The sequence below is a fragment of the Paraburkholderia bryophila genome (assembly GCF_003269035.1).
In the GTDB taxonomy this organism is placed as follows: Bacteria; Pseudomonadota; Gammaproteobacteria; order Burkholderiales; family Burkholderiaceae; genus Paraburkholderia; species Paraburkholderia bryophila.
The window spans coordinates 76,137-100,579 of sequence record NZ_QLTK01000017.1 but is presented as its reverse complement, the minus strand read 5'-3'; the positions used below and the strand labels follow the sequence as shown (position 1 = coordinate 100,579).

At 63.9% G+C, this 24,443-nt stretch carries 22 protein-coding genes; 13 read left to right on the top strand and 9 right to left on the bottom strand.

From position 1 onward, the window contains the following. The first annotated feature begins 172 nt into the window (after window positions 1-172). From BX591_RS22810 to BX591_RS22790, 5 genes are all read left to right on the top strand, one after another. On the top strand, window positions 173-1,171 hold the full coding sequence (locus BX591_RS22810; protein ID WP_111933571.1) for a sulfonate ABC transporter substrate-binding protein: 999 nt from the start codon (window positions 173-175) through the stop codon (window positions 1,169-1,171). Between the two features lie 133 nt (window positions 1,172-1,304). After that, a complete protein-coding gene (locus tag BX591_RS22805; RefSeq protein ID WP_111933570.1) occupies window positions 1,305-2,900 on the top strand; it encodes a flavin-containing monooxygenase in 1,596 nt (531 codons plus the stop codon). Window positions 2,901-2,984: 84 nt separating this feature from the next. Further along, the gene (locus BX591_RS22800) at window positions 2,985-3,893 is read left to right on the top strand and encodes an SDR family NAD(P)-dependent oxidoreductase (RefSeq protein WP_111933569.1); all 909 of its coding nucleotides are present in this window, start codon (window positions 2,985-2,987) and stop codon (window positions 3,891-3,893) included. Between the two features lie 58 nt (window positions 3,894-3,951). Next, window positions 3,952-4,833: a metal-dependent hydrolase gene (locus BX591_RS22795; RefSeq protein ID WP_111933568.1), complete on the top strand. Its 882-nt coding sequence runs from the start codon at window positions 3,952-3,954 to the stop codon at window positions 4,831-4,833. Continuing rightward, window positions 4,830-5,798, top strand: coding sequence for an alpha/beta fold hydrolase (locus tag BX591_RS22790; RefSeq protein WP_111933567.1), 969 nt, complete (start codon window positions 4,830-4,832; stop codon window positions 5,796-5,798). Before BX591_RS22795 ends, BX591_RS22790 begins: the two co-directional genes overlap by 4 nt. Here the strand turns inward: BX591_RS22790 and BX591_RS22785 are convergent. After that, window positions 5,773-6,327 carry a putative glycolipid-binding domain-containing protein gene (locus tag BX591_RS22785; RefSeq protein WP_111933566.1) on the bottom strand — a complete coding sequence of 185 codons (555 nt, stop codon included), beginning with the start codon at window positions 6,325-6,327 and terminating at the stop codon, window positions 5,773-5,775. The two genes, BX591_RS22790 and BX591_RS22785, sit on opposite strands and share 26 nt — an antisense overlap. A 282-nt stretch (window positions 6,328-6,609) precedes the next feature. Here BX591_RS22785 and BX591_RS22780 point away from each other — a divergent pair, with 282 nt between their 5' ends. From BX591_RS22780 to BX591_RS22770, 3 genes are all read left to right on the top strand, one after another. Further along, window positions 6,610-7,527 carry an urea transporter gene (locus BX591_RS22780; protein WP_111933565.1) on the top strand — a complete coding sequence of 306 codons (918 nt, stop codon included), beginning with the start codon at window positions 6,610-6,612 and terminating at the stop codon, window positions 7,525-7,527. A gap of 17 nt (window positions 7,528-7,544) precedes the next feature. Next, window positions 7,545-8,321 carry a class II aldolase/adducin family protein gene (locus tag BX591_RS22775; protein ID WP_111933564.1) on the top strand — a complete coding sequence of 259 codons (777 nt, stop codon included), beginning with the start codon at window positions 7,545-7,547 and terminating at the stop codon, window positions 8,319-8,321. Window positions 8,322-8,395: 74 nt separating this feature from the next. Continuing rightward, window positions 8,396-8,587 carry a 4-oxalocrotonate tautomerase gene (locus BX591_RS22770; protein WP_035556550.1) on the top strand — a complete coding sequence of 64 codons (192 nt, stop codon included), beginning with the start codon at window positions 8,396-8,398 and terminating at the stop codon, window positions 8,585-8,587. A gap of 162 nt (window positions 8,588-8,749) precedes the next feature. Here BX591_RS22770 and BX591_RS22765 read toward each other — a convergent pair whose 3' ends face one another. The 7 genes from BX591_RS22765 to garD all read right to left on the bottom strand — a co-directional run bounded on the left by BX591_RS22765 (window position 8,750) and on the right by garD (window position 17,081). Then, entirely contained in the window at window positions 8,750-9,949 is a 1,200-nt protein-coding gene (locus BX591_RS22765) for a porin (RefSeq protein WP_111933563.1), read from the bottom strand. A 76-nt stretch (window positions 9,950-10,025) separates the two neighbouring features. Next, entirely contained in the window at window positions 10,026-11,378 is a 1,353-nt protein-coding gene (locus BX591_RS22760) for a TRAP transporter large permease (RefSeq protein WP_111933562.1), read from the bottom strand. A gap of 7 nt (window positions 11,379-11,385) precedes the next feature. Continuing rightward, window positions 11,386-11,865, bottom strand: coding sequence for a TRAP transporter small permease (locus BX591_RS22755; RefSeq protein ID WP_111933561.1), 480 nt, complete (start codon window positions 11,863-11,865; stop codon window positions 11,386-11,388). Window positions 11,866-12,037: 172 nt separating this feature from the next. Continuing rightward, entirely contained in the window at window positions 12,038-13,030 is a 993-nt protein-coding gene (locus tag BX591_RS22750) for a TRAP transporter substrate-binding protein (protein ID WP_111933560.1), read from the bottom strand. Between the two features lie 645 nt (window positions 13,031-13,675). After that, the gene (locus BX591_RS22745) at window positions 13,676-14,611 is read right to left on the bottom strand and encodes an SMP-30/gluconolactonase/LRE family protein (protein WP_111933559.1); all 936 of its coding nucleotides are present in this window, start codon (window positions 14,609-14,611) and stop codon (window positions 13,676-13,678) included. Next, window positions 14,608-15,450, bottom strand: a complete 843-nt coding sequence (locus BX591_RS22740; RefSeq protein WP_111933558.1) for an NAD-dependent epimerase/dehydratase family protein — start codon at window positions 15,448-15,450, stop codon at window positions 14,608-14,610. The genes BX591_RS22745 and BX591_RS22740 overlap by 4 nt, the downstream gene beginning before the upstream one ends. A gap of 41 nt (window positions 15,451-15,491) precedes the next feature. After that, window positions 15,492-17,081, bottom strand: coding sequence for a galactarate dehydratase (garD, locus tag BX591_RS22735; RefSeq protein WP_111933557.1), 1,590 nt, complete (start codon window positions 17,079-17,081; stop codon window positions 15,492-15,494). A 214-nt stretch (window positions 17,082-17,295) separates the two neighbouring features. Between garD and kdgD the strand changes: the two genes are divergently transcribed. The 3 genes from kdgD to BX591_RS22720 all read left to right on the top strand — a co-directional run bounded on the left by kdgD (window position 17,296) and on the right by BX591_RS22720 (window position 20,612). After that, complete coding sequence (kdgD, locus tag BX591_RS22730; RefSeq protein ID WP_111933556.1) at window positions 17,296-18,213, top strand: 5-dehydro-4-deoxyglucarate dehydratase; 918 nt, start codon at window positions 17,296-17,298, stop codon at window positions 18,211-18,213. Between the two features lie 107 nt (window positions 18,214-18,320). After that, window positions 18,321-19,670, top strand: a complete 1,350-nt coding sequence (locus BX591_RS22725) for an MFS transporter (protein ID WP_111933555.1) — start codon at window positions 18,321-18,323, stop codon at window positions 19,668-19,670. A gap of 198 nt (window positions 19,671-19,868) precedes the next feature. Further along, the gene (locus BX591_RS22720; protein ID WP_111933614.1) at window positions 19,869-20,612 is read left to right on the top strand and encodes a FadR/GntR family transcriptional regulator; all 744 of its coding nucleotides are present in this window, start codon (window positions 19,869-19,871) and stop codon (window positions 20,610-20,612) included. A gap of 236 nt (window positions 20,613-20,848) precedes the next feature. On the opposite strand, the gene BX591_RS22715 is transcribed toward BX591_RS22720, so the two are convergent. After that, window positions 20,849-22,432 carry an aldehyde dehydrogenase (NADP(+)) gene (locus tag BX591_RS22715; protein ID WP_111933554.1) on the bottom strand — a complete coding sequence of 528 codons (1,584 nt, stop codon included), beginning with the start codon at window positions 22,430-22,432 and terminating at the stop codon, window positions 20,849-20,851. A gap of 248 nt (window positions 22,433-22,680) precedes the next feature. Between BX591_RS22715 and garL the strand changes: the two genes are divergently transcribed. Both garL and BX591_RS22705 read left to right on the top strand, forming a co-directional pair. Beyond that, a complete protein-coding gene (gene garL / locus BX591_RS22710; protein WP_111933553.1) occupies window positions 22,681-23,481 on the top strand; it encodes a 2-dehydro-3-deoxyglucarate aldolase in 801 nt (266 codons plus the stop codon). Window positions 23,482-23,492: 11 nt separating this feature from the next. Beyond that, on the top strand, window positions 23,493-24,407 hold the full coding sequence (locus BX591_RS22705; RefSeq protein ID WP_111933552.1) for a 2-hydroxy-3-oxopropionate reductase: 915 nt from the start codon (window positions 23,493-23,495) through the stop codon (window positions 24,405-24,407). The last annotated feature ends 36 nt before the right edge of the window (window positions 24,408-24,443 follow it).

The following is a 24,443-nucleotide window of genomic DNA, read 5'->3' as shown; positions in this document are numbered from 1 at the left end:
AGGGCGCCACGTCCATGCGACGATCCATGAACGTCGCCGCGACGGGTTTCCCGGCGTTTGCGCGTCCATGCAAGGTCACGTCACCTCCTGTCACATGACTCGCGTGCGCGCGGACCACGCCGACGAAGCACGGCCGGCGAAATCACACTCGCACGCCATGGAGATTCCCCGCATGACCCGTCACGCCCGTTTTCAGTTTCACGTCGCCGCCGCCTTGCTCACGGCCATCGCCACCTTCGCCACCGTCGACGCCAGCGCGCAATCGGGCGGCAGCGACACCGCCAGAGTCCTGCGCATCGGCTACCAGAAGTCCGGCCTGCTCGCGATACTGAAAGCCCAAGGCTCGCTCGACGAGCGGCTCAAGCCGCTCGGCTACAGCATCAAGTGGTTCGAATTCCCGGCGGGACCGCAACTGCTCGAAGCGTTGAACGCGAACAGCGTCGACTTCGGCTACACCGGCGCGCCGCCGCCGGTGTTCGCGCAGGCCGGTGGCGTGAACTTCGTTTATGTGGGCGCGGAACCGTCCGGCGAGCACGCGGAAGCGATTCTGGTGAAGAGCGACTCGACGCTGCGCAACGTCGCCGATCTCAAAGGCAAACGGGTCGCGCTGCAGAAAGGATCGAGCTCGAACTATCTGCTGCTCGAAGCGCTGAAAAAAGCCGGCCTGCGTTACGAGGACGTGCGTCCGGTCTACCTCGCCCCCGCCGACGCGCGCGCGGCGTTCGAAAGCGGCAGCGTCGATGCCTGGGTGATCTGGGACCCGTACTATGCGTCCGCGCAGCAGGCCTTGAAAGCACGCACCCTGGCGGACTATACGGGTCTCAACGGCCCTTATAACTTCTACGAAGCCACCCGCGACTTCGCCCGGCAGCATCCCGAGGTAGTCGGCGCGATTCTTGGGCAATTGCGCACGGCCGGCCTGTGGGTCAACGCGCATCCTGTGGAAACCGCCGCGCTGATCGCGCCGAAGGTCGGCCTCGATCCGAAACTGGTCGAAACGTGGGTGCGCCGCTATCCGTACGGCACCACGGCCGTGACCGACGACATCGCGCGCTCCCAGCAAGGCGTCGCGGACGCCTTCTACGGCGCTCACCTGATTCCGCAGAAAATCGCCGTAAAAGACGCCGTCTGGCAGAACCCCCTAGCCACGGCGGCGCTTGCGGCGAAATAAACCGACCGACCGTGGCGTGCGGTCAGTCCTAGAGCCGGGCATCTAACTGGCCTCTTGCGTCATCCGTTACCAGCCTCTATTGTTACATCCATCAATGTAACAGTTAAGACGGTAAAAATAGGAGCCGGATCGGATGAACGCACGCATGACGCCCCACGAAGCCGCCGCTGAGCCCACCGCGCCGGTCGACACCGACATCGCCATCATCGGCTCCGGTTTTGCGGGGCTGGGCATGGCGATCCGCCTGCGGCAAGCCGGCCTGACCGACTTCGTCATCGCGGAAAAGGCTGAATCGGTCGGCGGCACCTGGCGCGACAACCATTACCCCGGTTGCGCCTGCGACGTCCAATCGCACGTCTATTCGTTCTCCTTCGCCCCGAATCCGCACTGGACCCGCATGTTCGCGCGCCAGCCGGAAATCCGCGGTTACCTCGAGGAATGCGCACAACGTTTCGGCGTTCAGCGTCATCTGCGCTTTCGCCATGAACTGGCGAGCGCCACTTACGACGAGACGCGCCACCGCTGGCAACTGAGCTTCACGAACGGTCAGCAATGGTCGGCACGCGTGCTGATTTCGGCGATGGGCGGCCTGTCGCGCGCGGCCCTGCCGGAGATTCCGGGGATCGACACCTTCCGCGGCAAGACCTTCCATTCGCAGCAATGGGACCACGGCTATCCGCTCGACGGCAAACGCGTCGCCGTGATCGGCACCGGCGCGAGCGCGATCCAGTTCGTGCCGCAGATCGCGCCGCGCGTCGCGCATCTGGAACTGTTCCAGCGCACCCCGCCGTGGATCATGCCGAAGGCCGACCGTCCCGTGAAACCGCTCGAACAGTGGCTCTTCAGACATCTGCCCTTCACGCAGAAGATCATGCGTTCGGCGCTGTACTGCATGCTCGAATCGCGGGCACTCGGTTTCGCGATTCATCCGTCGCTGATGAAAACCGCGCAGAAGGTCGCCGAGCGGCATCTGCGCCGTCAGGTGCCCGATCCGCAGCTGCGCGCCACGCTGACGCCGAACTACACGATGGGCTGCAAGCGCGTGCTGATTTCCAACGACTACTTCCCGGCGCTATCGCGCCAGAACGTTACGGTCACCACCACCGGTATCGCCCGCATCGAGGCAGACGCGGTGATCACGACCGACGGCGCGCGCCACCCGGCCGACTGCCTGATCTTCGGTACCGGCTTCCAGGTTGCCGATCCGTTTCCGCCGGGCGTGGTGCGCGGGCGCGGCGGCGTCGATATCGTCGATACGTGGCGCGACGGCGCGCATGCCTATCTGGGCACGGCGTTGCCGGGCTATCCGAACTTCTTCATGGTCGTGGGTCCGAATACCGGCCTCGGCCACAACTCGATGGTGTTCATGATCGAGTCGCAGGTCGAGTACATCCTGCGCGCGCTGCAGACGATGAACGCCGAACGCGCCGCCGCGATCGAAGTGCGCCCGCAGGTGGAGCGCGCCTATAACGAGCGCATCCAGCAGAAGCTCGATCGCGCGATCTGGTCGACCGGCGGTTGCAAGAGCTGGTACCTCGATCCGAAGACCGGCAAGAACACCACGCTGTGGCCGGGGTTTGCGTACAAATTCCGCCAGGCCACGCGCACCTTCAGCATGGACGATTACGTCGCGTATGCGCCGGCGCAACAGCCGGTAGGTGTGGCGACGCATGGGCCGATGCAGGCGCCGATGAATGCGCCGGTCGCCGCGTCGGTGGAAGCGACCTGAACCAAAAAACGACAACGACAAACCAGCTTGCATGGGACCCGAATCAGCGCCGAAACGCCGACTCGGCCCACAGGAGATAAGCCAATGAAGCACTTCACCGACAGAGTGGCCGCCATCACCGGCGCAGGCTCGGGCATGGGCCGCTCGCTCGCGATTCAACTGGCGCGCGAAGGCTGTCATCTCGCCCTCGCCGACCGCAATGCCGCGAGCCTCGCCGAGACCGCGCAACTCGCGCAAGCGGCCGCGCCGCAGATCGTCGGCGCGCCGCTGCTCGTCACCACGCGCGTGCTCGACGTCGCGGACCGCGCCGCGATGCTCGACTGGGCTGCGGAATCGGCCGCGCGGCATCGGCGCGTCAACCTCGTATTCAATAACGCGGGCGTGGCACTATCGAGCACGATCGAAGGCATGGATTACGCCGATCTCGAGTGGATCGTCGGCGTCAACTTCTGGGGCGTGGTGCACGGCACGAAGGCGTTTCTGCCCTATCTCAAAGCCTCGGGCGCGGGTCATATCGTCAATACGTCGAGCGTGTTCGGGTTGTTCGCGCAGCCCGGCATGAGCGGCTATAACGCCACCAAATTCGCGGTGCGCGGCTTTACCGAATCGCTGCGCCAGGAACTCGATCTGATGAAGTGCGGCGTGTCGGCCACCTGCGTGCATCCCGGCGGGATTCACACGGGCATCGCGCAATCCAGCCGGATCGCGCCCAACATGGTCGGCTTCATGCTGGAAAACGAACAGCAAGGCAAGGACGACTTCGAGAAGTTCTTCATCACCACCGCCGACGAAGCCGCGCGCGTGATTCTCGACGGCGTGCGCAAGAACAAACGGCGCGTGCTGATAGGACGCGACGCACGCGCCGCCGACTGGCTCGCGCGTACCTTGCCGGCGGCCTATCAGGCGCTGGTCGTGATGCAGGCGCGGCGCATGAAGCGCATTGCGGAAAAGCGCGCGCGCCGCGCCGCGCAGATCGACGGCCGGCGCGTATGACACGCCTCGCTCAAGCCGCCGCTTCCACAGACAACCCAGGATCACAAGGAGAAAGGCCATGATGCCGGTTCGCCGCGACCTCCGTTTCAATCTGCCGCCGGAACGTGCCTGCGACTGGCATGTGCAAGGCTCGCATGTCACGCACTTCTTCAACGCGCTGTCGCTGCTATTTCCAGCGGGCGAGCGCTTCTTCATGGATAGCGTGCGCAACTATCGCGACCAGATCGACGACCCCGTGCTGAAAAAACAGGTGCTCGGCTTCATTGGCCAGGAAGCCATGCATACGCGCGAGCACATCGAATACAACGACCTGCTGCAGGAAGCCGGGCTGCCGGCGCACAAGCTCGACAAGCGGCTGTGGGCGATCCTCAACTTCGGTCGCAAGGTGCTGCCGCATTCGTATCAGCTCGCGGTCACCGTCTGCCTCGAACACTACACCGCGATGCTGGCGGCCCTGCTGCTGGAAGACGCGACGCGCGTCGGCGGCTCGGTGGAAGGCTACGCCCAGATGTGGACCTGGCACGCGCTGGAAGAGACCGAGCACAAGGCCGTTTCGTACGACGTGTGGAACACCGTGCTGAAGCCCGGCCTCGGCCGTTACCTGCTGCGCACCGGCACCATGCTGGCGACCACCTTCACGTTCTGGCTGATCGTGTTCGATTTCCACCTGCGCCTGCTGATCGCCGACCGCAAACGCGGCGGCCACATGCGCGGCATGTGGCGCGTCGTCAAATATCTGTACGGTCCGCGTCATGGCGTGTTTCCACGGATTGCCGGTGAATGGCTGAGCTTTTTCCGGCCCGGCTTCCATCCGTGGGATCACGACAATCGCGCGCAACTGGCGCGGATCGACGGTCTCGTCGCCGCCGTCGACGCCACCAACGCGAATGTCCCCAGCACGCGTAAGGCCGCGCGACGCGGCGCGCAGGCAGCCGCGTGATACGCGACACGCTGTCGGTCGTGGCCGGCGACGTGCGGCTCGCGGTCTATGTCAGCGGGCCGCGCGACGCGCCGCCCATCCTGCTGGTACACGGTTATCCCGATTCGGCCGCCGTGTGGGAACCGGTGCGCGCGCAACTGGATCAGCGCTACCGCGTCATCAGCTACGACGTGCGCGGCGCCGGCGCGTCCGAAGCGCCGGCCACGCGCAGCGCTTACCGGCTCGAACGCCTCGCCGCGGATCTCGCGGCGGTTGCCGACGCAACCTGCGGCACGCGGCCGTTTCATCTGGTCGGCCATGACTGGGGGTCGATTCAATGCTGGGAGGCGGTGACCGATCCTGCGTTTAAAGGACGTATCGCGTCATATACGTCGATTTCCGGGCCGTGCCTCGATCACGCGTCGCTTGGGCTGCGTGGGGGCGATGGTGTGCAGTTGGGGCAGCAACCGGCGTCCCGACCCGCGTATGAACCCGTCAAGCGACCGTTCGGCAGCGGTCTGCGGCAGACGCTCAAGTCCTGGTACATTGTCTTTTTCCATCTGCCGTGGCTGCCGGAACTGGTGTGGCGCGCCGGCGGCGCACGCTGCTGGCCGCTGTGGCTGCGCGTGACCGAACGCGTGCGCCCTGAGCCAGATCCCGCGCAAAGGCGCAACGCGCTCAACGGCTTGAATCTGTACCGCGCGAATTTCATCGACAGACTGCTGCGGCCGCGCTCGCGTCACGCGCATGCGCCGGTGCATTTCATCGTGCCGCTGCGCGACCGCTATGTCGGGCCGGCGCTATCGCTCGGGCTGGAGGGATGGCTCGGGGCGTATCGGCGCACGGAGATCGATGCGGGCCATTGGGTCGTGCTGCGCGAACCCGAGCGGATTGCCGCACTGATCGAAAGCTTCGTCGCGCAGCAGCGTGTTGGCCTTGAGCCGGCCGCCGGCGCGACGATCAGCGCTCGCGCGGCAGGCGTGTGAACAGCGTCGGATAGTCGATCACGAGACCGTCTTCGTCCACCGTCAGGTTCGCCGTGAAGTTGCGGAACAGGCCTTCGTAGCGATACTCCTTATTAAGCGCGATGCACGAATACGCCTGCTCCGCGCGCGTCACCTGCAAATCCGGCGTCGAGATATACGCCACTGAAATCGGCTGACGCTCGCCTTGCGTCAGCTTCAGACGGCGGATCGGCAGCGTGTTGGTATAGGGTGTCGCGGCAATGTCGATGTCGATGCAACCATCGAGCGCGCTCAACTCGACGCCGCGACCATCGCGCCAATGGCCCTCACCGTCGCCGTGCAATTCGAGCTCGCCGCCGCCGACGATCTTCAGCCAGGCCTGCGTGGTACGCCATTGCGCATCGCAACGCACCGTGTAGTGCAACCCATAGGCCTTGCCGTAGCGCTGTCCGACCACCACGCTTTCCACCGTGAAGCCGTCGTCGCGAGCGTCGAACGTTAGATGTTCGATGCCTTCGCCTTCTTCCGACGTCCATCGTAATTCACGCATTGCCTGTCTCCTCGTGAAACGGCGCGGCCCGAATCGGGTACTCGCCGGGTTCCGCGGTTGCTTATCCTGACGCGAAAGCTTTCGGTTCGCCGACACAGCGCGCCACGCGTCCATGCACCGGGCGAGGTGTCGCAAATAGCCACTATCAAAGCCTCGCAATGCCCGCAGCGGTGTTGCTAGCCTATGCTCGCGGTTCCGTTCCTTGCCGACCTGATCCGCCGCCCGACATTACGTGCCGACGTGTCGTATCGCGCGCGTCGTCGAACTCACACCACCCAAACCATGCACGCCGCCTCGACTCAAGCTGAATCCGCCGCCTTGCGCACGCTATTGCGCAGTTTAGGCCAGATCGTGCTGCAGCCGAATGCGTTCACCGGCGCGTGCCTGCTGGCCGGATGGCTGCTGGCCGACCCGCGCCTCGCGTGCGCGGCGCTGATGGGCGCGACCGCGGCCAACGTGAGCGCCGTGCTGGCCGGTTATCTTGAAGCCGATACGCGCGACGGTCTGCACGGTTTCAACGGCGCGCTGGCGGGTCTGGCCGCGTTCAATGTCATCGCCGACAACGCGACCGCCGCGGCCGTGGCGATTCTCGCCGCGACGGCGACAGCCTGGTTTCTCGAACCATGGTCGCGCCGGTTACGCGCGAACGGATTGGGCGTATTTTCCAGCCCGTTCCTGATCGTCACATGGCTTTGGCTGCCGATGATAACGACTGCCGCGCCGGTGACGGCCGCGGCGGCACCGCAACCGTTCACTGCAATGCAATGGGTGAACGGCATACTCGGCGCGCTCGCACAACCCGGCTTCGCATCCGGCGCATTGCCGGGCCTGCTCGTACTGCTCGGGATCGCCGCGGCTTCACGCAGGCATGCGCTGTGGGCGCTGATCGGCGCGGCTCTCGCCAACGTGGCGCATGTACTGCTCGGCGCCACGGCAAGTTCGCTCGACGCGGGCCTGTTAGGATTCAACGGCGCGCTGAGCGCGATCGCGCTGGCCGATTGCGGCGCTGCGGCGACACTCGGCGGCATAAGCGTTGCGGTCGTGTTGCAAGCGGTAGCGAGCTACTTCGGCTGGCCGGCCATGACGGCGCCGTTCGTGCTCGCGAGTTGGAGCGTGCAATGGTGCCGGCATCGCTTCGCACGTGGTGCCGCCGCACGAGAATCGATGAAACGCATCGATCCCTCGCGGCAACTCTCTTAATGGGACTGGAGACAAACATGTCTTTCACGCACGCCCCTGCCGGCCGTGTCGCCGAAACAGGGCCGCTGTCCGACGCGGAGCGGCAGACTCGCGTCGACCTCGCCGCCGCCTATCGTCTCGCGGCCCTCAACGGCTGGGACGATCTGGTCTACACGCATATCTCGGCCAGCGTGCCCGGCGAACCGGGCCACTTTCTGATCAACCCGTTCGGCCTTGCGTTCGACGAAGTCTGCGCGTCGAACCTCGTGAAAATCGATATCGACGGCAACATTATCGGCAAGAGCGAGCATCCGGTGAATGCGACCGGCTTCGCGCTGCACGCCGCCGTGCACGCGGCGCGCGCCGACGCGTTCTGCGTGATGCATCTGCACAATACGGCTGGCGTGGCGGTGTCGGCGCAACCGGCCGGTTTGCTGCCCGCATCGCAGCATGCGCTGCGCTTTTACGGTCAGCTCGCTTACCACGACTACGAGGGCCTTGCGTTCTCACCGGCCGAGGGTGAGCGTCTCGTTGCGCATCTCGCGGACAAACCCGCCATGCTGTTGCGCAACCACGGCACGCTGACCGCCGGCCGCACCGTGGCCGAAGCTTATGTGCTGATGGCGACGCTGCTCAAGGCATGCGAAATCCAGTTGCAGGCGCAAGCGTGCGGCGCGGAACTCGTGGTGCCGAGCGATGCCGTAGCCGCGCGTACGGCCGAGCAACTTTACGACGGCGGCGCGATTGAAGGCGCGCTCGAATGGCCTGCGTTGCTGCGCAAGCTCGACCGGATCGATCGCGCTTATCGTCATTGAAGCGGCCACGAAAGTCGCCACGAAAATAGCGCCACGCCGCCCGCGTCACCTCAATTCTTTAACGGAGTCATGTCATGCCCACGTTTCATATCGAACTCTTCGAAGGCCGCACGGTGGAACAGAAACGCCAGTTCGTCGAAGCCATCACGAAAGCGACCTGCGAATCGCTCAACGTCGAGCCGAATTCGGTGGACATTATTCTCACCGACGTGAAACGCGAAAACTGGGCAACGGGGGGACGTTTGTGGTCGGACGCGGATGCGTAAGGGTTGCCTTAAGGTTGCACGAACACCTGATCCGCCATCCAGAATTGCGCGCGCATTGCACGCGCGGTAAATACAGCGCAGCGACGCGTGTCTGAAACGCGTCGCTGCCACGGCGCAAGGCGCAAAATCATTGCGCGCTACACCGCCATTCAAAACACCGCTTTAGAACTTGTGGATGATACCCACACCCGCGGCGAACTGGCTGCGTGACGACGACGGCGCGCTGTTCTGACCGTCGCCGATATCGGCCGTTGCGTTGATGATGCTGGTGCCGTTCGTCGCCAGCGTCTGACCGCCCGCGCGCTGATACGCCTCGAGCGCGTACAGGCCGGTGCGCTTGGAGAGGCTGTAGTACTGCGACAGGTTGAACTGCTGATAACGCGCCGAACTCGTAATGCCGTTCGCCTGCGTGGCACGCGTGTAGCTATAGCCAGCAGCCAGATCGAGCGCCGTCACCGGACGGTAGTGCAGCACCGCGCCACCCGTATTGAAGATCGCGGTGGTGTGGAACGGCGAGTTGATGCCCGCAACATATTGCACGTTCGAATACGAGAACGACACGTCCCACGACGAGCTGAACGCGTAACCCCCGGTCACGGCCACGCGTTGCTGCGCCGCCGATTTCTGGTAACCGTTGTTGATGCCCGACACACCCGCCTGCGCGCCCGCATTCGACGTCGTGGAGTCGGCGCCCCACGCGCCGCCGCCCGGCGTCGAGTTGTTGATGCGCTGGAAGCCCACCGCGATACCGAACGGACCGGTAATGTATTGCAACGCCGCGCTCCACGTCGAGCCAGCATTCAGACTACCCGCCACACCGCCTACCGAATACGAACCGCTCGCCGTGAAGCCATAGAAATTCGGCGACGTGTACACCAACGAGTTGTTCGCGCGATACAGCGTGTCGAGCGAATCGATATCGCCCGGATGCGCGCCGTAGGCACCGGTCAGCCAGGTGGTCGGGCTGTACGGCGACAGCAGCGTGTAGTACGAGGTGTACTGGCGGCCGGCCGTGAACGTACCGTACGTGGTGTTGGTGACGCCCACATAAGCCTGGCGATTGAACGCCAGGCCGGAAACGCTCTGCGCACCGGTCGCGCTGTTGAAGCCCTCTTCCAGCTGGAAGATCGCCTTGGTGCCGCCACCCAGATCCTCGCCGCCCTTCAAACCGAAGCGGCTGCCCGCCCAGATGCCGTTGACCATCTTGACCGCCGAGCGGCCGCCCGAGGTCGAACCAAGCGACGTCTGACTGCTCTGATAGCCGATACCGGTATCGACGATCCCGTACAACGTCACGCTGCTCTGAGCGTGCGCGCCAAGGGCGACCAACCCAAGCGCAGAAGTTGCTAGTGCCTTTTTCATGTGTGCTCCTCTGTTGAAAATTATTCTTTGATTGGCGGCGCCGCGCGAGCGCCGCTGAGTGTGAATGCAAGTCCGCTCAGAACACCGGGTGGCCATTGATCAGGCTTGGCAGCCAGGTGGAAAACATCGGTACGTAGGTGACAATGTTGATCGCGCTGAAGATGGCCAGGTAGTACGGCCACGCCACCTTGGTGGTCTCGCCGATCGACACGTTGCCGATCGCGCAGCCGATAAACTGCACCGAGCCGATCGGCGGATGCACGAGACCCAGCGCGCAATTCAGCAGAATCATGATGCCGAACTGCACCGGACCCACGCCGGCATGCATCGCCATCGGCAGGAACAGCGGCGTGGTGATCAGAATGTGCGCCGCCATGTCGACGAACGTGCCGAGGAAAATCTGCAGCAGGTTGATGTACAGCAGCATCAGCCACGGCATGCTGGTCGCACCGTCGAGCATGCGTTCGATCGCGTCCGGAATCTCCAGATACGCCATCTGGTAACGCAGCATGTTCGACACGCCGATCAGCAGCAGCACCACGCCGGTCGTCTTCGCCGCTTTCGAGAGTGCGTGGAAGAGCTTCTTCATCGTCATCGAGCGATACACGACGACCGTCAGCACCAGCGAATAGAACACGGCGATCGCGGCGGCTTCGGTCGCGGTGGCAATGCCCTTGGCGACGCAGAACAGAATGATCGCGATCACCATCAAGCCGGGTACGGCGCCGACGAAGGTTCGCGCCACCGCGTACCAGCCGGGGAATTTCTGCAGTTCGGTCGAACCGTCGGGACGGCGCGGATAACCGTATTTGACCGCTTGCCAGTACGCGGCGAGCAGCACGAAACCCATCACCCACAGCACCGGCAGCAGACCCGAGAACAGCAGATCGCCAATCGACACGCCGCTCATCTGATGGCCGTTCAACGTGCCCGTAATGCCCTGGGCCGCGAACGCATAGATGATCATGTTCGTCGAGGTCGGCATCAGCGCACCCGCCAGCGACGAATGGGTCGTCACGTTGACCGCGTACGCCGCGCTATAACCTTCGCGCTTCATCAACGGAATCACCACGCCGCCCATCGCCGACGTATCCGCCGACGGCGAGCCGGAAACACCGCCGAACAGCGTGCAGGCGACGACGTTGGCCATGCCGAGGCCACCGCGGAAATGCCCGACCGTGGCTTGCGCAAAACGCAGGATGCGATCCGCGATACCGCCGTGCAGCATCAGTTCGCCGGACAGGATGAAGAACGGCACCGCAAGAAACGAAAAGCCGTTGATGCCTGAAATCATCGCCTGCATGGCGGTGGCGGCGGGCAGGCCTTCGTACAGATAGGTCAGGACGCACGACAGTCCCAACGCGAACGAAACAGGAACCCCGAGAACGAGAAAGACGAGGAAACTGAGGGCGAGAATGGCAAGTTCCATGATTGCTCTAGTTGTGTTTCTTGACGAAAAGCGCGAGCAGGTTCTCGAGCGAGAACAAGGCAATGCAAACGCTGGCAACGACCGGAATGCAATAGCGCACACCCTCGGGCAAACCGAGAATCGGAATGCGGTCTTCCATGGTGGCTTCCGCCATTTGCAGGCAGCCGAAGAAAATCGCGACGGCCAGCGCGATCAGACACAGATGTTGAAACGCCGCCGCGACCAGCTGGCCTTTCGGCGGCAGTTTCTTGACCAGTGAATCGAGCCCGATATGACCGCCCTCGCGCACTTTCAGCGCGGCGCCGAACATGGCGATGACGATCACCAGCAGGAGCGCGATGGGTTCGACGAAATCGGGCGCGTCGTTGAATACGTAACGCAATACGACGCTATAGATCACGAGCAGGCTGAGCACGGCGAGGCTCGCCGACGCCACGAACACCAGCGCGTGAAACAGAAAATCATTTGGGCGCTTTATGAATCTCATTGACCCCATCCTTTTACCGCGGACCTGTCTTTAATAAATCAGCCATTCATGTCGACTTCTTTCAAGCGTCGCGGCGCGATGTGCGCAGACGGTGGAAAAGCCCAGCAGGTTCTTCTGCCGGGCTTTTCCCACCGTGACCGTCAGGCGCCGCGCAACCTGCGACACGCAAGCCTTACTTGATGGCCTGAATCTCGTCGACGATCTGCTTCATCTGCGGGGTCTTTTCGTACTTGGTCCAGACTGGTTGCATCACCTTCACGAACGCCGCGCGATCGATCTGCGCCGCCGGGATGATGGTCGCGCCGCCCTTGGTGACTGTCTTCGCGGCATCGTTCTCACGCGCGGTCCACAGCTTCTGGTAGTACGGCACCGAGTCGGCCGCGGCCTTCTTGATGATGTCCTGCTCTTGCGGCGTCAGCGTGTCCCAGACTTTCTTGGAGAACACCAGCACTTCCGGCGTCATGGAATGCTGGGTTTCGGAATAGACGTTCGCGACTTCGAAGTGCTTGGTCTCGTCGTACGACGGCAGGTTGTTTTCCGCGGCGTCCACGAGACCCGTCTTGAGGCCCGTATAGACCTCGGCGAACGGCATCGGCGTGGGCGTGCCGCCCATCGCGCGAATCTCGTCGACCATCAGGTCGGACGGTTGCACGCGCACCTTCAGCCCTTTCATATCGGCCGGCGAATGGATCGCCTTCTTCGCGTAGATCGAACGCGCGCCGCTCTCGTAGAACGTCAGCGCGATCATGCCCTTCGCCTTGAAGGCGTCGAGAATCTTCTGGCCTTCCGGGCCGTACATCACTTTGCGGAAATGGTCGATGTCGCGAAACAGGAACGGCAGCGACGGAATCATCGACTCGGGAACGATCTCGTTGAACGCGGCGCCGTTCGCGCGCGCCATGTCGAGCGCGCCGATGCGCACCTGATCGACCGTGTCGTTTTCGGAGCCCAGCGCGCTGTTGCCGAACACCTTGACGGTGTCCTTGCCGCCCGTGGCCTTGCTGATCTCGTCACCCATGTATTTCACGGCCATGTTGGTCGGATAGGTGTCGCCGTGCACGTCCGACACACGGAACACGCGCGCTTCAGCCGACGCGGCACTGAAGGCCAGCACCGACGCGGCAACGATCATCGAAACGCGGGAAGAGGCGAACTTCTTGTTCATCGTGACATTCCTTGTAAATGGACCATCCAATCGATTGGCCGATTGCGGAGGGCTGCTAGCGGAAGGCCAGGTCGAATGCGATATGGCTTTACTGCGTCTCCCGGCTCCGCGTTCGCTCACCCGTGCGGGCCGCGGACGCTTCGCCGTGCTGGTCGGTGCATTGTCCCCGGCACCGATCCCAGCACTCCTGTCAGACAACTCGACATCTTTTACTTTTGCTTCGACTGCCTCGGCGGGCCGCGGGTAACACGACGAATCGTCCACGCTGCAACCGCCTTGTTCTGGTGTTGTCCTTAAATTCGAGAAAGGAATTTGTTTGGACTCGTATGTTGTACGACGACATACGAAGTCTATAAAACACGGTTTGAGTTGTACAGACGGTATTTACCCGCAGAATTGAGATAGCCGGTATAGATGACTCAGGCGTCGCAACGCCAAGGCCTTATGGGAGCTGGAGCCGAGCTGGCAAGGACATGAAGGCGTCTCGGGACGCGCTGTTTCTTCGTAGGGAAATGCTCGGCGAAGATGGCGTGAATGTGACCGTTATGCCACACAGTCATACGACGAGTGATGAATTGAAGTGTGTACAGAGAAGTGCGCCGGCCATGGAATGCATGGCCGGCGCGTCACGCCAACAGTAGTCGCTTACAGGACGCCTGCGTATTCGGGTTCCGGCAGACCGGTGACGCCGGGGCGCACGGCGAACAGGTGGCCGTCGTGCTCGCTCGCGCCCGTTGCGGGCCGGATCGAGGTCACGAACAGCGTATCGAGATCGCGCCCGCCGAATGCGCACATGGCCGGCTTGACGGCCGGCACGACGATCTCGCGATCCAGCTTGCCTTGCGGCGTGAAGCGCAACAAGCGGCCCGCGTCGTTGGCGCAGATCCAGTAGCAGCCGTCGGCGTCGACCGCCGCGCCGTCGGGACGGCCCACGTGGTGATTCAGATCGGCGAACACGCGCCGGTTGCGCGGCGCGCCAGCGTCGATGTCGTAGTCGAATGCCCAGATCTGGCGGCGCAGCGGATGCGAGTCCGACAGGTACATCGTGGCGCCGTCCGGCGACCACGCCAGACCGTTTTGCGTGATCAGCACATCGATCACCGGCGCGGACAACACGCCACGTTCGTCGAAGCGATACAGCGCGCCGGCCGGATTCGCCAGCGACATGTCCTGCACCATCGTGCCCGACCAGAAGCGTCCCTGGCGATCACAACGGCCGTCGTTGAAGCGCATGTCCTCGCAGGCGAAGGACGGCGCGGCGAGCTTGCGCGCCTCGGCCTGAAGCGATTGACCGTCGGCCGTTGCGGTTTCGCTCAGCGTGACGGCAAACAACCCCGTCTCGCAACCGGCCAGCACGGTACCGTGACGATCGAACGCGATGCAGGCCACCCTCTCCGGCAAGCGCCATTCGGAGCGCTGGCCCGCCTCCACCGCCAGGCGCACGATCTTTTGCGCGGGAATATCGACCCAGTAAAGCGCCTGCTCCGCCGCGCGCCACACCGGACTTTCGCCGACCATCGCGGGCGCCTCGCCCGCTGCCTCGACACGCTCCACCTTGGGATGGGCCGCCGCGGCGCTCATCGCTTCGGCTCCATCGGGCCGGCCAGCACGAACGCGCCGCCCTGGAAACGCTGGGTCGGATCGTCGAGATCGGCGGTCGGCGCGCTGACGGGGAATAGATGCTCGAACTCGACCGAGCTGTCTTGCGGACGAAAACCGAGGAACGCGGCCTTCGTGTTGTCGACCCATTTGGTGCGGTTATCCGACACGCCGTAGACGATCGCATGACCCACGCGATTGGTGAACAGCGAGCAGCGCACCAGTTCGATAAAGTCGCGGAAGCTCAGGAACGTAACGAGCATGCGCGGATTCTTCGGCTGCTCGAACGACGAACCGATCCGCAGACACACGGTCTCGAGCCCGAAGCGATCGAAGTAGTAGCGCGACAGCGATTCGCCGAAGCACTTCGTTACACCATACAGGCTGTCGGGACGCAACGGCGCGTCGATATCCACCACCTCGGTCACCGGATGAAACCCCACCGCATGATTCGAGCTTGCATAAACAACGCGCTTCACGCCCTGCTTCTGCGCCGCCGAATACAGGTTGTAGAGGCCGCGAATATTCGCTTCGAGCAGGTCTTCGAAAGGCGCTTCGACGGAAATGCCACCGAGATGAATCACCGCATCGACGCCTTCCAGCAGCGTGTGAACCGCGGCTTCGTCGGCGAGATCGACGATCGACGCTTCTTCGTGCGCCGCCACCTCGCCGAGCGGCGCGATGTCGGTGACGCGCACGATATCGGCCCATGCGGCGAGCGCGCCGCGCAATTGCTGGCCGAGGTTGCCGGCGGCGCCGGTCAACAGCAGACGGCGGAAGGGTTTCGCCGCCGCGTTGTGAACAGGATTCGAATCGGTCATGTCTTTTTAGGAGTGTGATTGCGCTGAAGCCAGCACGCCACTCAGGTCACCGGCGCCGGATTGAACAGCGTCAACGCATTGTGGAGCTTGAGTTTTTCCGCGCAGGTCTGCTTGCGTCCGCTGGCGACGTCGAGCATCAGGCGGAACAGTTCCCAGCCCACGTCTTCGATACTTGCCGCCCCGGTGGCGATCGTGCCGGCGTTGATGTCCATCAGATCGTGCCAGCGGCGCGCCAGATCGGAGCGCGTCGCGACCTTGATCACGGGCACTTCGGCAAGGCTGTACGGCGTGCCGCGGCCCGTGGTGAACACGTGCAGATTGATACCGGCAGCCACCTGCAGCGTGCCGCAGATAAAGTCGCTGGCCGGCGTGGCCGCATAAATCAGGCCTTTCTGGCGGACCTTTTCGCCCGGCGACAACACGCCGGAGATCGCCGAGTTGCCCGACTTGATGATCGAGCCCATCGCCTTTTCGACGATGTTCGACAGCCCGCCCTTCTTGTTGCCGGGCGTGGTGTTGGCGCTGCGGTCCGCGCCGCCGCGCTTCAGATAATCGTCGTACCACTGCATTTCGCGGATGATCGCCGCGGCTACCTCGGCGTTGGCCGCCCGCGCCGTCAGTTGATCGACGCCGTCGCGCACTTCGGTCACTTCGGAGAACATCACGGTCGCGCCGGCCCGCACCAGCAGGTCGGTCGCGAAGCCCACGGCGGGATTCGCGGTCAGCCCGGAGAACGCGTCGCTGCCGCCGCACTGCACGCCGATCACCAGATCCGCCGCGGGGCACGTCTCGCGACGGCGATTGTTGAGGCGCTTCAGGTGCCCCTCGGCCATGCGCATGATCGACTCGATCATCGACTGGAAGCCGACGTGCGCGTCGTCCTGCAGCACCACGACGTCGCCGTTCAGATCGGCCTCGACGTCGCCGATGTCGGCGATTTCCGCGACGTTGGCGGCCGCCGCGATCGGGATCGTGCCGGGCGGCATCAGGCGCTCGGGCTGCAACTTCTCGCAACCGAGGCTGACCATCATCACCTCGCCGCCGAAGTTCGGGTTCAGACTGATGTTGCGCACGGTGCGGATCGGCACCATCGCGTCGGGCGCGTCGATCGCGACGCCGCAACCGTAGGTATGGCCGAGGCTGACGACGTCGTCGACATTCGGATAGCGCGGCAGCAATTCGGCCTTGATGCGGGTGACTGCGTGCTGCACCACGTCGGCCACGCATTGCACGGTGGTCGTGATCGCCAGAATGTTGCGCGAGCCGACCGAACCGTCGGCATTGCGGTAGCCCTCGAACGTGAAGCCTTCGAGCGGCGGCATTTCCGGCGCCCTGATGGTGGCGATCGGCAGGTCTTCGAGTCCGGGTGGGCTCGGCATGCGGATCACGTGCTCGTTGATCCAGCTACCTTTGGGCAACGCCTTCAGCGCATAACCGATCACCACGTTATAGCGGATTACCTCGTCGCCTTCGGCCAGATCGGCCAGCGCGACCTTATGGCCTTGCGGCACGCGTTCGCGCAGCGCGATGCCATCGGGGAAAACCGCGCCCTCGCCCAGACCGCCGTCGTTGACGACGATCGCGACATTGTCATTGGGGTGAACGCGTATGTAGAGCGGAGATTGTTCCATTGCCTCGATCCTCATGGCGCTGCACGCGCACTGCGCCAGCTATTCATACGTCATCCTACAACACGAAAGATTGCGTGGATGTTCCGTATTTACCCTATGGCGTGCATTATGCCGCGAAAACCCCGTTGAGTTAGACGATTTGTTGTTGTACGATGACGTATAAGAAATCTCCATTTCGACAAACAACCCCATACCGCCGCCCTGGATACTCATCATGACGACACCGCAGGAACTCAAGCAGATCGTTTCGGAAGGCCTTCTCTCCTTCCCCGTCACCGACTTCGACGAACAAGGCGATTTCCGCGCCGACACCTATGCCGAGCGCCTCGAATGGCTCGCGCCGTACGGCGCGTCGGCGCTGTTCGTGGCGGGCGGCACGGGTGAGTTCTTCTCGCTCACGCACGACGATTACTCGAACGTGGTGCGCACCGCCGCCAAAGTCTGCAAAGGCAAGGTGCCGATTCTCGCCGGCGCGGGCGGCCCGACGCGCGTTGCGATCGCCTATGCGAAAGAAGCCGAGCGTCACGGCGCGAACGGCATTCTGCTGATGCCGCACTACCTGACCGAAGCCTGTCAGGAAGGCATCGCCGCGCACGCCGAAGAGGTCTGCAAGGCCGTGCCGAACATGGGCGTGATCATTTACAACCGCGCCAATTCCAAGCTTAACGCCGACATGCTCGAAGGGCTGGCCGAGCGCTGCCCCAACCTGATCGGCTTCAAGGACGGCGTGGGTGAGATCGAAAACATGGTGACGATCCGCCGCCGTCTCGGCGACCGTTTCTCGTACCTCGGCGGCCTGCCGACCGCCGAAGTCTATGCGGCGGCGTATAAGGCGCTGGGCGTGCCGGTGTATTCGTCGGCGGTGTTCAACTTCATTCCGAAGACCGCGATGGACTTCTACCGCGCGATCGCCGCGGACGACCACGCCACCGTCGGCAAGCTGATCGACGAATTCTTCCTGCCGTATCTGGCGATCCGCAACCGTCGCGCGGGCTACGCGGTCAGCATCGTGAAGGCGGGCGCGAAGCTCGTCGGCCACAGCGCCGGCCCGGTGCGCGCGCCGTTGACCGATCTGACCGAAGAAGAAATGGCGAAGCTCGACGCGCTGATCAAGACGCTCGGCCCGCAGTAATTGCGTGGTTGATGGTTGATGGCCAGAAGCGCCCGGGACGGTAACGTCGCCGGGCGTTTTTTATAGCGCGGCAGCGCGCCGCCCGCATAACGATTCAGGAGATGACGATGGAAATAAGCCGGATGGCGAGTTCCGCCCACGCCGCGAAACGCACGAAGGTCCGCTACGCGATCCTGCTGCTGATCTTTCTGATCACCACCTTCAACTACGCGGACCGCGCGACGCTGTCGATCACCGGTTCGGCGATGCGCGGCGAATTCGGTCTCGACGCGATCCGCATGGGTTACATCTTCTCCGCCTTCAGTTGGGCCTATGTGTTGTCGCAACTGCCGGCCGGCTGGCTGCTGGATCGCTTCGGCGCCCGCCGCGTCTACGCGGCGAGCATTTTCTTCTGGTCGCTCTTCACGCTGCTGCAAGGCACGATCGGCTTGCTGGGCAGCGCGGCCGCCGCCATTACCGCGCTGTTCGTGCTGCGCTTCGCGATGGGCGTGGCGGAATCGCCGGCGTTTCCGGCCAATGCCAAGGTGGTGGCGAGCTGGTTCCCCACCACGGAACGCGGCACGGCGTCGGCCATTTTCAATTCGGCGCAATATTTCGCGGCGGTCGTGTTCACGCCGCTGATGGCGTGGCTCACCCACGCGTTCGGCTGGCACACCGTGTACCTCGTGATGGGCGTGACCGGGCTGCTGCTCGCCCTCACGTGGCTGAAGGTGATGAAGAACCCGGCCGACCATCCGCGTGTTTCGCGTGCCGAGCTGGACTATATCGAGCAAGGCGGGGGCGTGGTCAACGGTCACAAAAAAGCGCAGACCGGCGATATAGCACAGGCCGGCGGCTGGTTCCTGGTGCGCCAACTACTCGGCAACCGCATGCTGCTCGGCGTGTATCTCGCGCAGTACTGCATCAACGTGCTGACCTACTTTTTCCTGACGTGGTTTCCGATCTACCTCGTGCAGGCGCGCGGCATGACGATTCTGCATGCGGGTCTGGTCGCGTCGTTACCGGCGATCTGCGGTTTCTCCGGCGGCGTGCTGGGCGGCATTCTGTCGGACGGGTTGATCCGCCGCGGCCATTCGCTGACCGTCGCGCGCAAGGTGCCGATCGTGGGTGGCATGCTGCTGTCGGTGTGCATCATCGGCTGCAACTATGTGTCGACCGACTGGATCGTGGTTGCGCTGATGTCGCTGGCGTTTTTCGGCAAAGGCATCGGCGCGCTTGGCTGGGCGGTGGTCGCGGATACGTCGCCGAAGGAAGCGCTCGGGTTGTCGGGCGCGATCTTCAATATGTTCGGCAACGTGGCCGGCATCGTCACGCCGATCGTGATCGGCTATCTCGTGGCGAAAACCGGCTCGTTCAATGGCGCGCTGGTGTTCGTCGGCGTGAACGCGTTACTGACCGTGTTCAGCTACCTCGTGATCGTCAAAGATATCCGGCGGGTCGAGTTGAGCCGGGGTTAGCCTGCCGGGCGGTTATCGTACTTCCGAGGCGGTGGCGTCCTACGCGCCGACGCCCCGCCAGGCTTGAGAGCGCGAGCGCCGACGGCAGCGATGGCGAGGTCGCCGAAAATGATCTGGTGTTTATATAATCAGTCGTCAGACGACGGTATAATGAGCCGTACGAGTATCTGCAACTATCTGATTCAAGGGGCGTTTTCGATGGCTACACCACTGGCATCCGCGGCACCGCCGCGACGCGCTCGCAATCTGGCCGAGTTCGTCGTCAGCTACGTCACCGAGCAGATCGCGTCCAACGCCTTGAAGCCCGGCGACAAACTGCCGACCGAATCGCAATTGATGGTCACGCTGAGCGTGAGCCGCACCGTGATTCGCGAGGCGATTTCCCGTCTGCAGGCGGGCAAGGTCATCGAAACGCGTCACGGCATCGGCAGCTTCGTGCTGGAGCCGCAGCGCGAAAAACTGGGTATCGACATGGTGCCCGCCACCACGTTGCGCGATGTGCTGTCGATTCTGGAACTGCGTATCAGCCTGGAGACGGAATGCGCCGGGCTGGCCGCGCAACGCGCCAAAGCGGACGACCTCGCGCGCATGCGCACCGCGCTCGACGCAATCGAGGCCACGCGCCACAACGGGCTGGACAGCGTCGACGCCGACTTGCAGTTCCATATCTCGGTGGCGCGCGCCACCGGCAACCGCTACTTCGTCGACATCCTGACGCAGATGGGCAGCGCGCTGATTCCGCGCAACCGGCTCGACTCGGCGGGTATCGCGCGCGCGGAACCGGACGCGTATCTGTCGCTGGTCAATCTCGAACACGAGAGCATTCTCGAGGCAATCACCCGGCACGACGCGGAAGGCGCGCGCGCGGCCATGCGCATGCATCTGTCGAATAGCCGCGAGCGGCTGCGGCGGGCGAATGAGACGGCCGAGGCGAATAGCTGAGGCGTTCGCTCTGGTGGTGACGAGGAAGCCCGTGATTTCGTTGTTGAAATCACGGGCTTTTTGTTTGGCGGAGCGGTGCGGGTGTCATCCGCCCCATGCACGCAAAGTTCGCTGCGAGGAAAGCTTCTCAAGTCGGATTGGGTCATTGATAGGATTAGCCGCAATCTTATCAATCGAGCTTAATCTTATCAGTCGAGTGATAAGCTTTTGAGAAGCTTATCACTCGCATTCGCCGCTCAGCTCCGCGTGATCTCCCCATCGCGGCGACGCCACAAATCCAGCGGATTCGCGTCGGCCAACGCCTCCGGCAGCAATTCCGCCGGAAAATCCTGGTAGCACACCGGCCGCAGGAACCGCTCGATCGACGTCGTGCCCACCGACGTCGCGCGACTGTCCGAGGTCGCCGGGAACGGGCCACCGTGCACCATGGCATGCGAGACTTCGACGCCGGTCGGGAAACCGTTCACCAGAATTCGCCCGGCCTTGCGCTCCAGAACCGGCACCAGCTTGTGCGCCACCGCGAGATCCGCGCGATCCATCTGCAGCGTGGCCGTCAGTTGTCCTTCCACATGCTCGGCCACGGCGAGCATCTCCTGCTCGTCCTTGCAACGCACGATCGTCGAGGTGGGTCCGAATACTTCGTCTTCCAGCGCCGGGGTGGCGAGGAACGTCTGCGCGTCGGTCACGAACAACGCGGCGCACGCCTGCGTCGGACCGGTTGCGTCGACGCCATGCGCCACGGCCTCCACGCCCTGGATTCCCGCCAGCTTGCCCGCGCCTGCTTCATAGGCCGCATGAATGCCCGACGTGAGCATGGTCTGCGCCGGCTTGCCGCTCAAGGCGCTGGACGCCGTGGCGATAAAGCCCTTGAGCGCGTCGCCGTCGACGGCAATCGCGAGGCCCGGGTTGGTACAGAACTGCCCGGCGCCGAGCACCAGCGAATCGACGAAACCGCGCGCGATGCTCTCGCCGCGCTCAGCCAGCGCGTTCGACAGCAGAAACACCGGGTTGATGCTGCTCATTTCGGCGTAGACCGGAATCGGCTCAGCGCGCGCCGCCGCGATACGCATCAGCGCCACACCGCCCGCGCGCGAACCGGTGAAGCCCACCGCCTTGATCGCCGGATGCGCCACCAGCGCTTCGCCGATCGCGTTACCCGCGCCGACCACCAGCGAAAACACGCCCTCCGGCAAGTCCATCTCCTGCGCGACGCGCTGGATCACCCGGCCGACCATCTCCGAGGTGCCCAGATGCGCCGGATGCGCCTTCACCACCACCGGGCAACCCGCCGCGAGCGCCGCCGCGGTATCGCCGCCCGCCACCGAAAACGCCAACGGGAAATTGCTGGCGCCGAACACCGCGACCGGACCGAGCGCGATCTTCTGCATCCGCAGATCGGAGCGCGGCAGCGGCTTGCGCTCGGGCAGCGGCGAATCGAGCGTGGCGGCAAGCCACTGCCCGGCGCGCACCACTTGCGCGAACAGCTTGAGCTGACCCGTCGTGCGGCCGCGCTCGCCTTCGAGACGCGCCTTCGGCAACCCCGACTCCTGCTGCGCGCGCTCGATCAGCGCGTCGCCCAGTGCCGTGATGCCGTCGGCGATGCGCTCCAGAAACTCGGCGCGCACCGTCAGCGGCAGGTGCCGGTACGGCTCGAACGCCTGTTGCGCGAGGTCGCAAGCTCGTCCGACATCGGCCACCGAGCCGCCGCCGAAAACCGGCTCCGCGATGTCGGCACCCGTGGCAGGATTGAACGCATGCAAGGATTTTTCCGCGCCGCGTACGGCTTGGCGACCGATCAGCATTTCGCCGGTAATGGACATTTCGCTTTCCTTAAAAGACTGCCGTAGATATAAGTTATCCTACAACATGGAGAGGGTGCCATGCAACCGGAACGACCATCACTACGGAAAGTTCGGGTATACGTGGCCGTTACAACGCTGGGTCCGAATGCTAATCTGTTTTTAGACATACGACGACCTATAACTCAAGCGGCATCGCTCGAATGCCGCGTCGAGGGCGGGCCGTCGGCCGGAGCTTGCCCGATCCATCGCCGTTCGAGGAGATATCCATGCCCGCCGTCGCGCCCTACCAGGCCCTACCCAACAGTTTCCGCCGCGCCGTTCGCGCCGGCGACACCCTGATCGGCTGCTGGGCGTCGCTGGCGAGTCCGGCCGCCACGGAATTGCTCGGCATCGTCGGTTTCGACTGGATGCTGCTGGACGCCGAGCACGCGCCCAACGACGTCCTCACGCTGATCCCTCAACTGATGTCGCTCAAGGACAGCGCAAGCGCGCCGGTCGTGCGCCCGCCGGCCAACGACAGCGTGTTCATCAAGCGGCTGCTCGACAGCGGCTTTTCGAACTTCCTCGTGCCGTTCGTCGAAAGCGCCGACGACGCGGCCCACGCCGTGGCCGCGACGCGTTATCCGCCGCAGGGCATTCGCGGCGTGTCGGTGAGCCATCGCGGCAATCGCTACGCGACCGTGCCCGACTACTTCCAGATCGCCAACGACAACGTCTGCGTGGTCGTGCAGATCGAAAGCCGCACAGCCGTCGACGCGATCGACGAGATTCTCGCGGTCGACGGCATCGACGCCGTATTCGTCGGCCCATCCGATCTCGCGGCCGCCTACGGCCACCTCGGCAATCCGAACCATCCGGACGTGCAGCAGGCGATCGCGCACGTGTTCGAACGCGCGCAGGCCGCCGGTAAAGCCAGCGGCATCCTCGCGCCGGCCCAGGCCGACGCCGAGCGCTATCTCGCGATGGGCTGCCGCGTGATCGCGGTCTGCGCGGACATCGGGCTGCTGAAAAACGCCGCGCAGACGGTTCAACAACACTTCATGCAGAAACAGGCAGGCCAGGCATAAGCGCGGCCGCCATGACCTCTTGGGAGCACTCCATGCAAAAAGCAGGCTTTATCGGACTCGGCATCATGGGCAAGCCCATGGCCGCCAACCTTCTCAAGAACGGCGTGCCGCTCGCCGCATTCACGCGCAGCGGCGTGCCCGACGAGCTCATCCAGGCGGGCGCCGTCGCGTGCGACAGCCCGGCCGCCGTCGCCGCGCATGCCGACGTGATCTTCATCATGGTGCCCGACACGCCGGACGTCGAACGCGTGCTGTTTGGCGAACAGGGTCTCGCCGACGCGTTGCGCGCGGGCCAGACGGTGGTCGACATGAGCTCGATTTCGCCGATGGCCACGCGCGAGTTCGCGGCCCGCGTGCGCGAGCGCGGCGCGGAGTATCTGGACGCGCCGGTGTCGGGCGGTGAAGTCGGCGCCAAGGCCGGTTCGCTGACCATCATGGTGGGCGGCGAAAGCGCGAGCTTCGACAGCGTCAAGCCGCTGTTCGACATGATGGGCAAGAACGTCACGCTGATCGGCGCGGTCGGCGCCGGCCAGGTGTGCAAGGTGGCGAATCAGGTGATCGTTGCCGCGACTATCGAAGCGGTCGGCGAAGCGCTGCTGCTCGCCTCGAAAGCCGGCGTCGATCCGGCGCGCGTGCGTGAGGCGCTGATGGGCGGCTTCGCGTCGTCGCGCATTCTCGAAGTACACGGCGAACGCATGACCAAACGCACTTTCGACCCGGGCTTCCGGATCGAACTGCACCAGAAGGATCTGAACCTCGCACTCTCGACCGCCCAGGCGCTCGGTGTGTCGCTGCCGAACACCGCCACCTGCCAGGCGTTGTTCAACGCCTGCGCGGCGCACGGCGGCAAAGCGTGGGACCACTCCGCGATGGTGCGCGCGCTGGAAATTCTGGCCAATCACGAAATCGGCCAGCCGGTCGCTTAAGCCGCAAGTCCCGACCCGTGGCACCGCTCCCCCTGC

Bases quoted from the DNA above. Each gene is read 5' to 3' on its own strand.
- BX591_RS22810 (WP_111933571.1), top strand. From the start codon at position 173: ATGACCCGTCACGCCCGTTTTCAGTTTCACGTCGCCGCCGCCTTGCTC.
- BX591_RS22805 (WP_111933570.1), top strand. From the start codon at position 1,305: ATGAACGCACGCATGACGCCCCACGAAGCCGCCGCTGAGCCCACCGCG.
- BX591_RS22800 (WP_111933569.1), top strand. From the start codon at position 2,985: ATGAAGCACTTCACCGACAGAGTGGCCGCCATCACCGGCGCAGGCTCG.
- BX591_RS22795 (WP_111933568.1), top strand. From the start codon at position 3,952: ATGATGCCGGTTCGCCGCGACCTCCGTTTCAATCTGCCGCCGGAACGT.
- BX591_RS22785 (WP_111933566.1), bottom strand. From the start codon at position 6,327: ATGCGTGAATTACGATGGACGTCGGAAGAAGGCGAAGGCATCGAACAT.
- BX591_RS22780 (WP_111933565.1), top strand. From the start codon at position 6,610: ATGCACGCCGCCTCGACTCAAGCTGAATCCGCCGCCTTGCGCACGCTA.
- BX591_RS22775 (WP_111933564.1), top strand. From the start codon at position 7,545: ATGTCTTTCACGCACGCCCCTGCCGGCCGTGTCGCCGAAACAGGGCCG.
- BX591_RS22770 (WP_035556550.1), top strand. From the start codon at position 8,396: ATGCCCACGTTTCATATCGAACTCTTCGAAGGCCGCACGGTGGAACAG.
- BX591_RS22765 (WP_111933563.1), bottom strand. From the start codon at position 9,949: ATGAAAAAGGCACTAGCAACTTCTGCGCTTGGGTTGGTCGCCCTTGGC.
- BX591_RS22760 (WP_111933562.1), bottom strand. From the start codon at position 11,378: ATGGAACTTGCCATTCTCGCCCTCAGTTTCCTCGTCTTTCTCGTTCTC.
- BX591_RS22755 (WP_111933561.1), bottom strand. From the start codon at position 11,865: ATGAGATTCATAAAGCGCCCAAATGATTTTCTGTTTCACGCGCTGGTG.
- BX591_RS22750 (WP_111933560.1), bottom strand. From the start codon at position 13,030: ATGAACAAGAAGTTCGCCTCTTCCCGCGTTTCGATGATCGTTGCCGCG.
- BX591_RS22745 (WP_111933559.1), bottom strand. From the start codon at position 14,611: ATGAGCGCCGCGGCGGCCCATCCCAAGGTGGAGCGTGTCGAGGCAGCG.
- BX591_RS22740 (WP_111933558.1), bottom strand. From the start codon at position 15,450: ATGACCGATTCGAATCCTGTTCACAACGCGGCGGCGAAACCCTTCCGC.
- garD (WP_111933557.1), bottom strand. From the start codon at position 17,081: ATGGAACAATCTCCGCTCTACATACGCGTTCACCCCAATGACAATGTC.
- kdgD (WP_111933556.1), top strand. From the start codon at position 17,296: ATGACGACACCGCAGGAACTCAAGCAGATCGTTTCGGAAGGCCTTCTC.
- BX591_RS22725 (WP_111933555.1), top strand. From the start codon at position 18,321: ATGGAAATAAGCCGGATGGCGAGTTCCGCCCACGCCGCGAAACGCACG.
- BX591_RS22720 (WP_111933614.1), top strand. From the start codon at position 19,869: ATGGCTACACCACTGGCATCCGCGGCACCGCCGCGACGCGCTCGCAAT.
- BX591_RS22715 (WP_111933554.1), bottom strand. From the start codon at position 22,432: ATGTCCATTACCGGCGAAATGCTGATCGGTCGCCAAGCCGTACGCGGC.
- garL (WP_111933553.1), top strand. From the start codon at position 22,681: ATGCCCGCCGTCGCGCCCTACCAGGCCCTACCCAACAGTTTCCGCCGC.
- BX591_RS22705 (WP_111933552.1), top strand. From the start codon at position 23,493: ATGACCTCTTGGGAGCACTCCATGCAAAAAGCAGGCTTTATCGGACTC.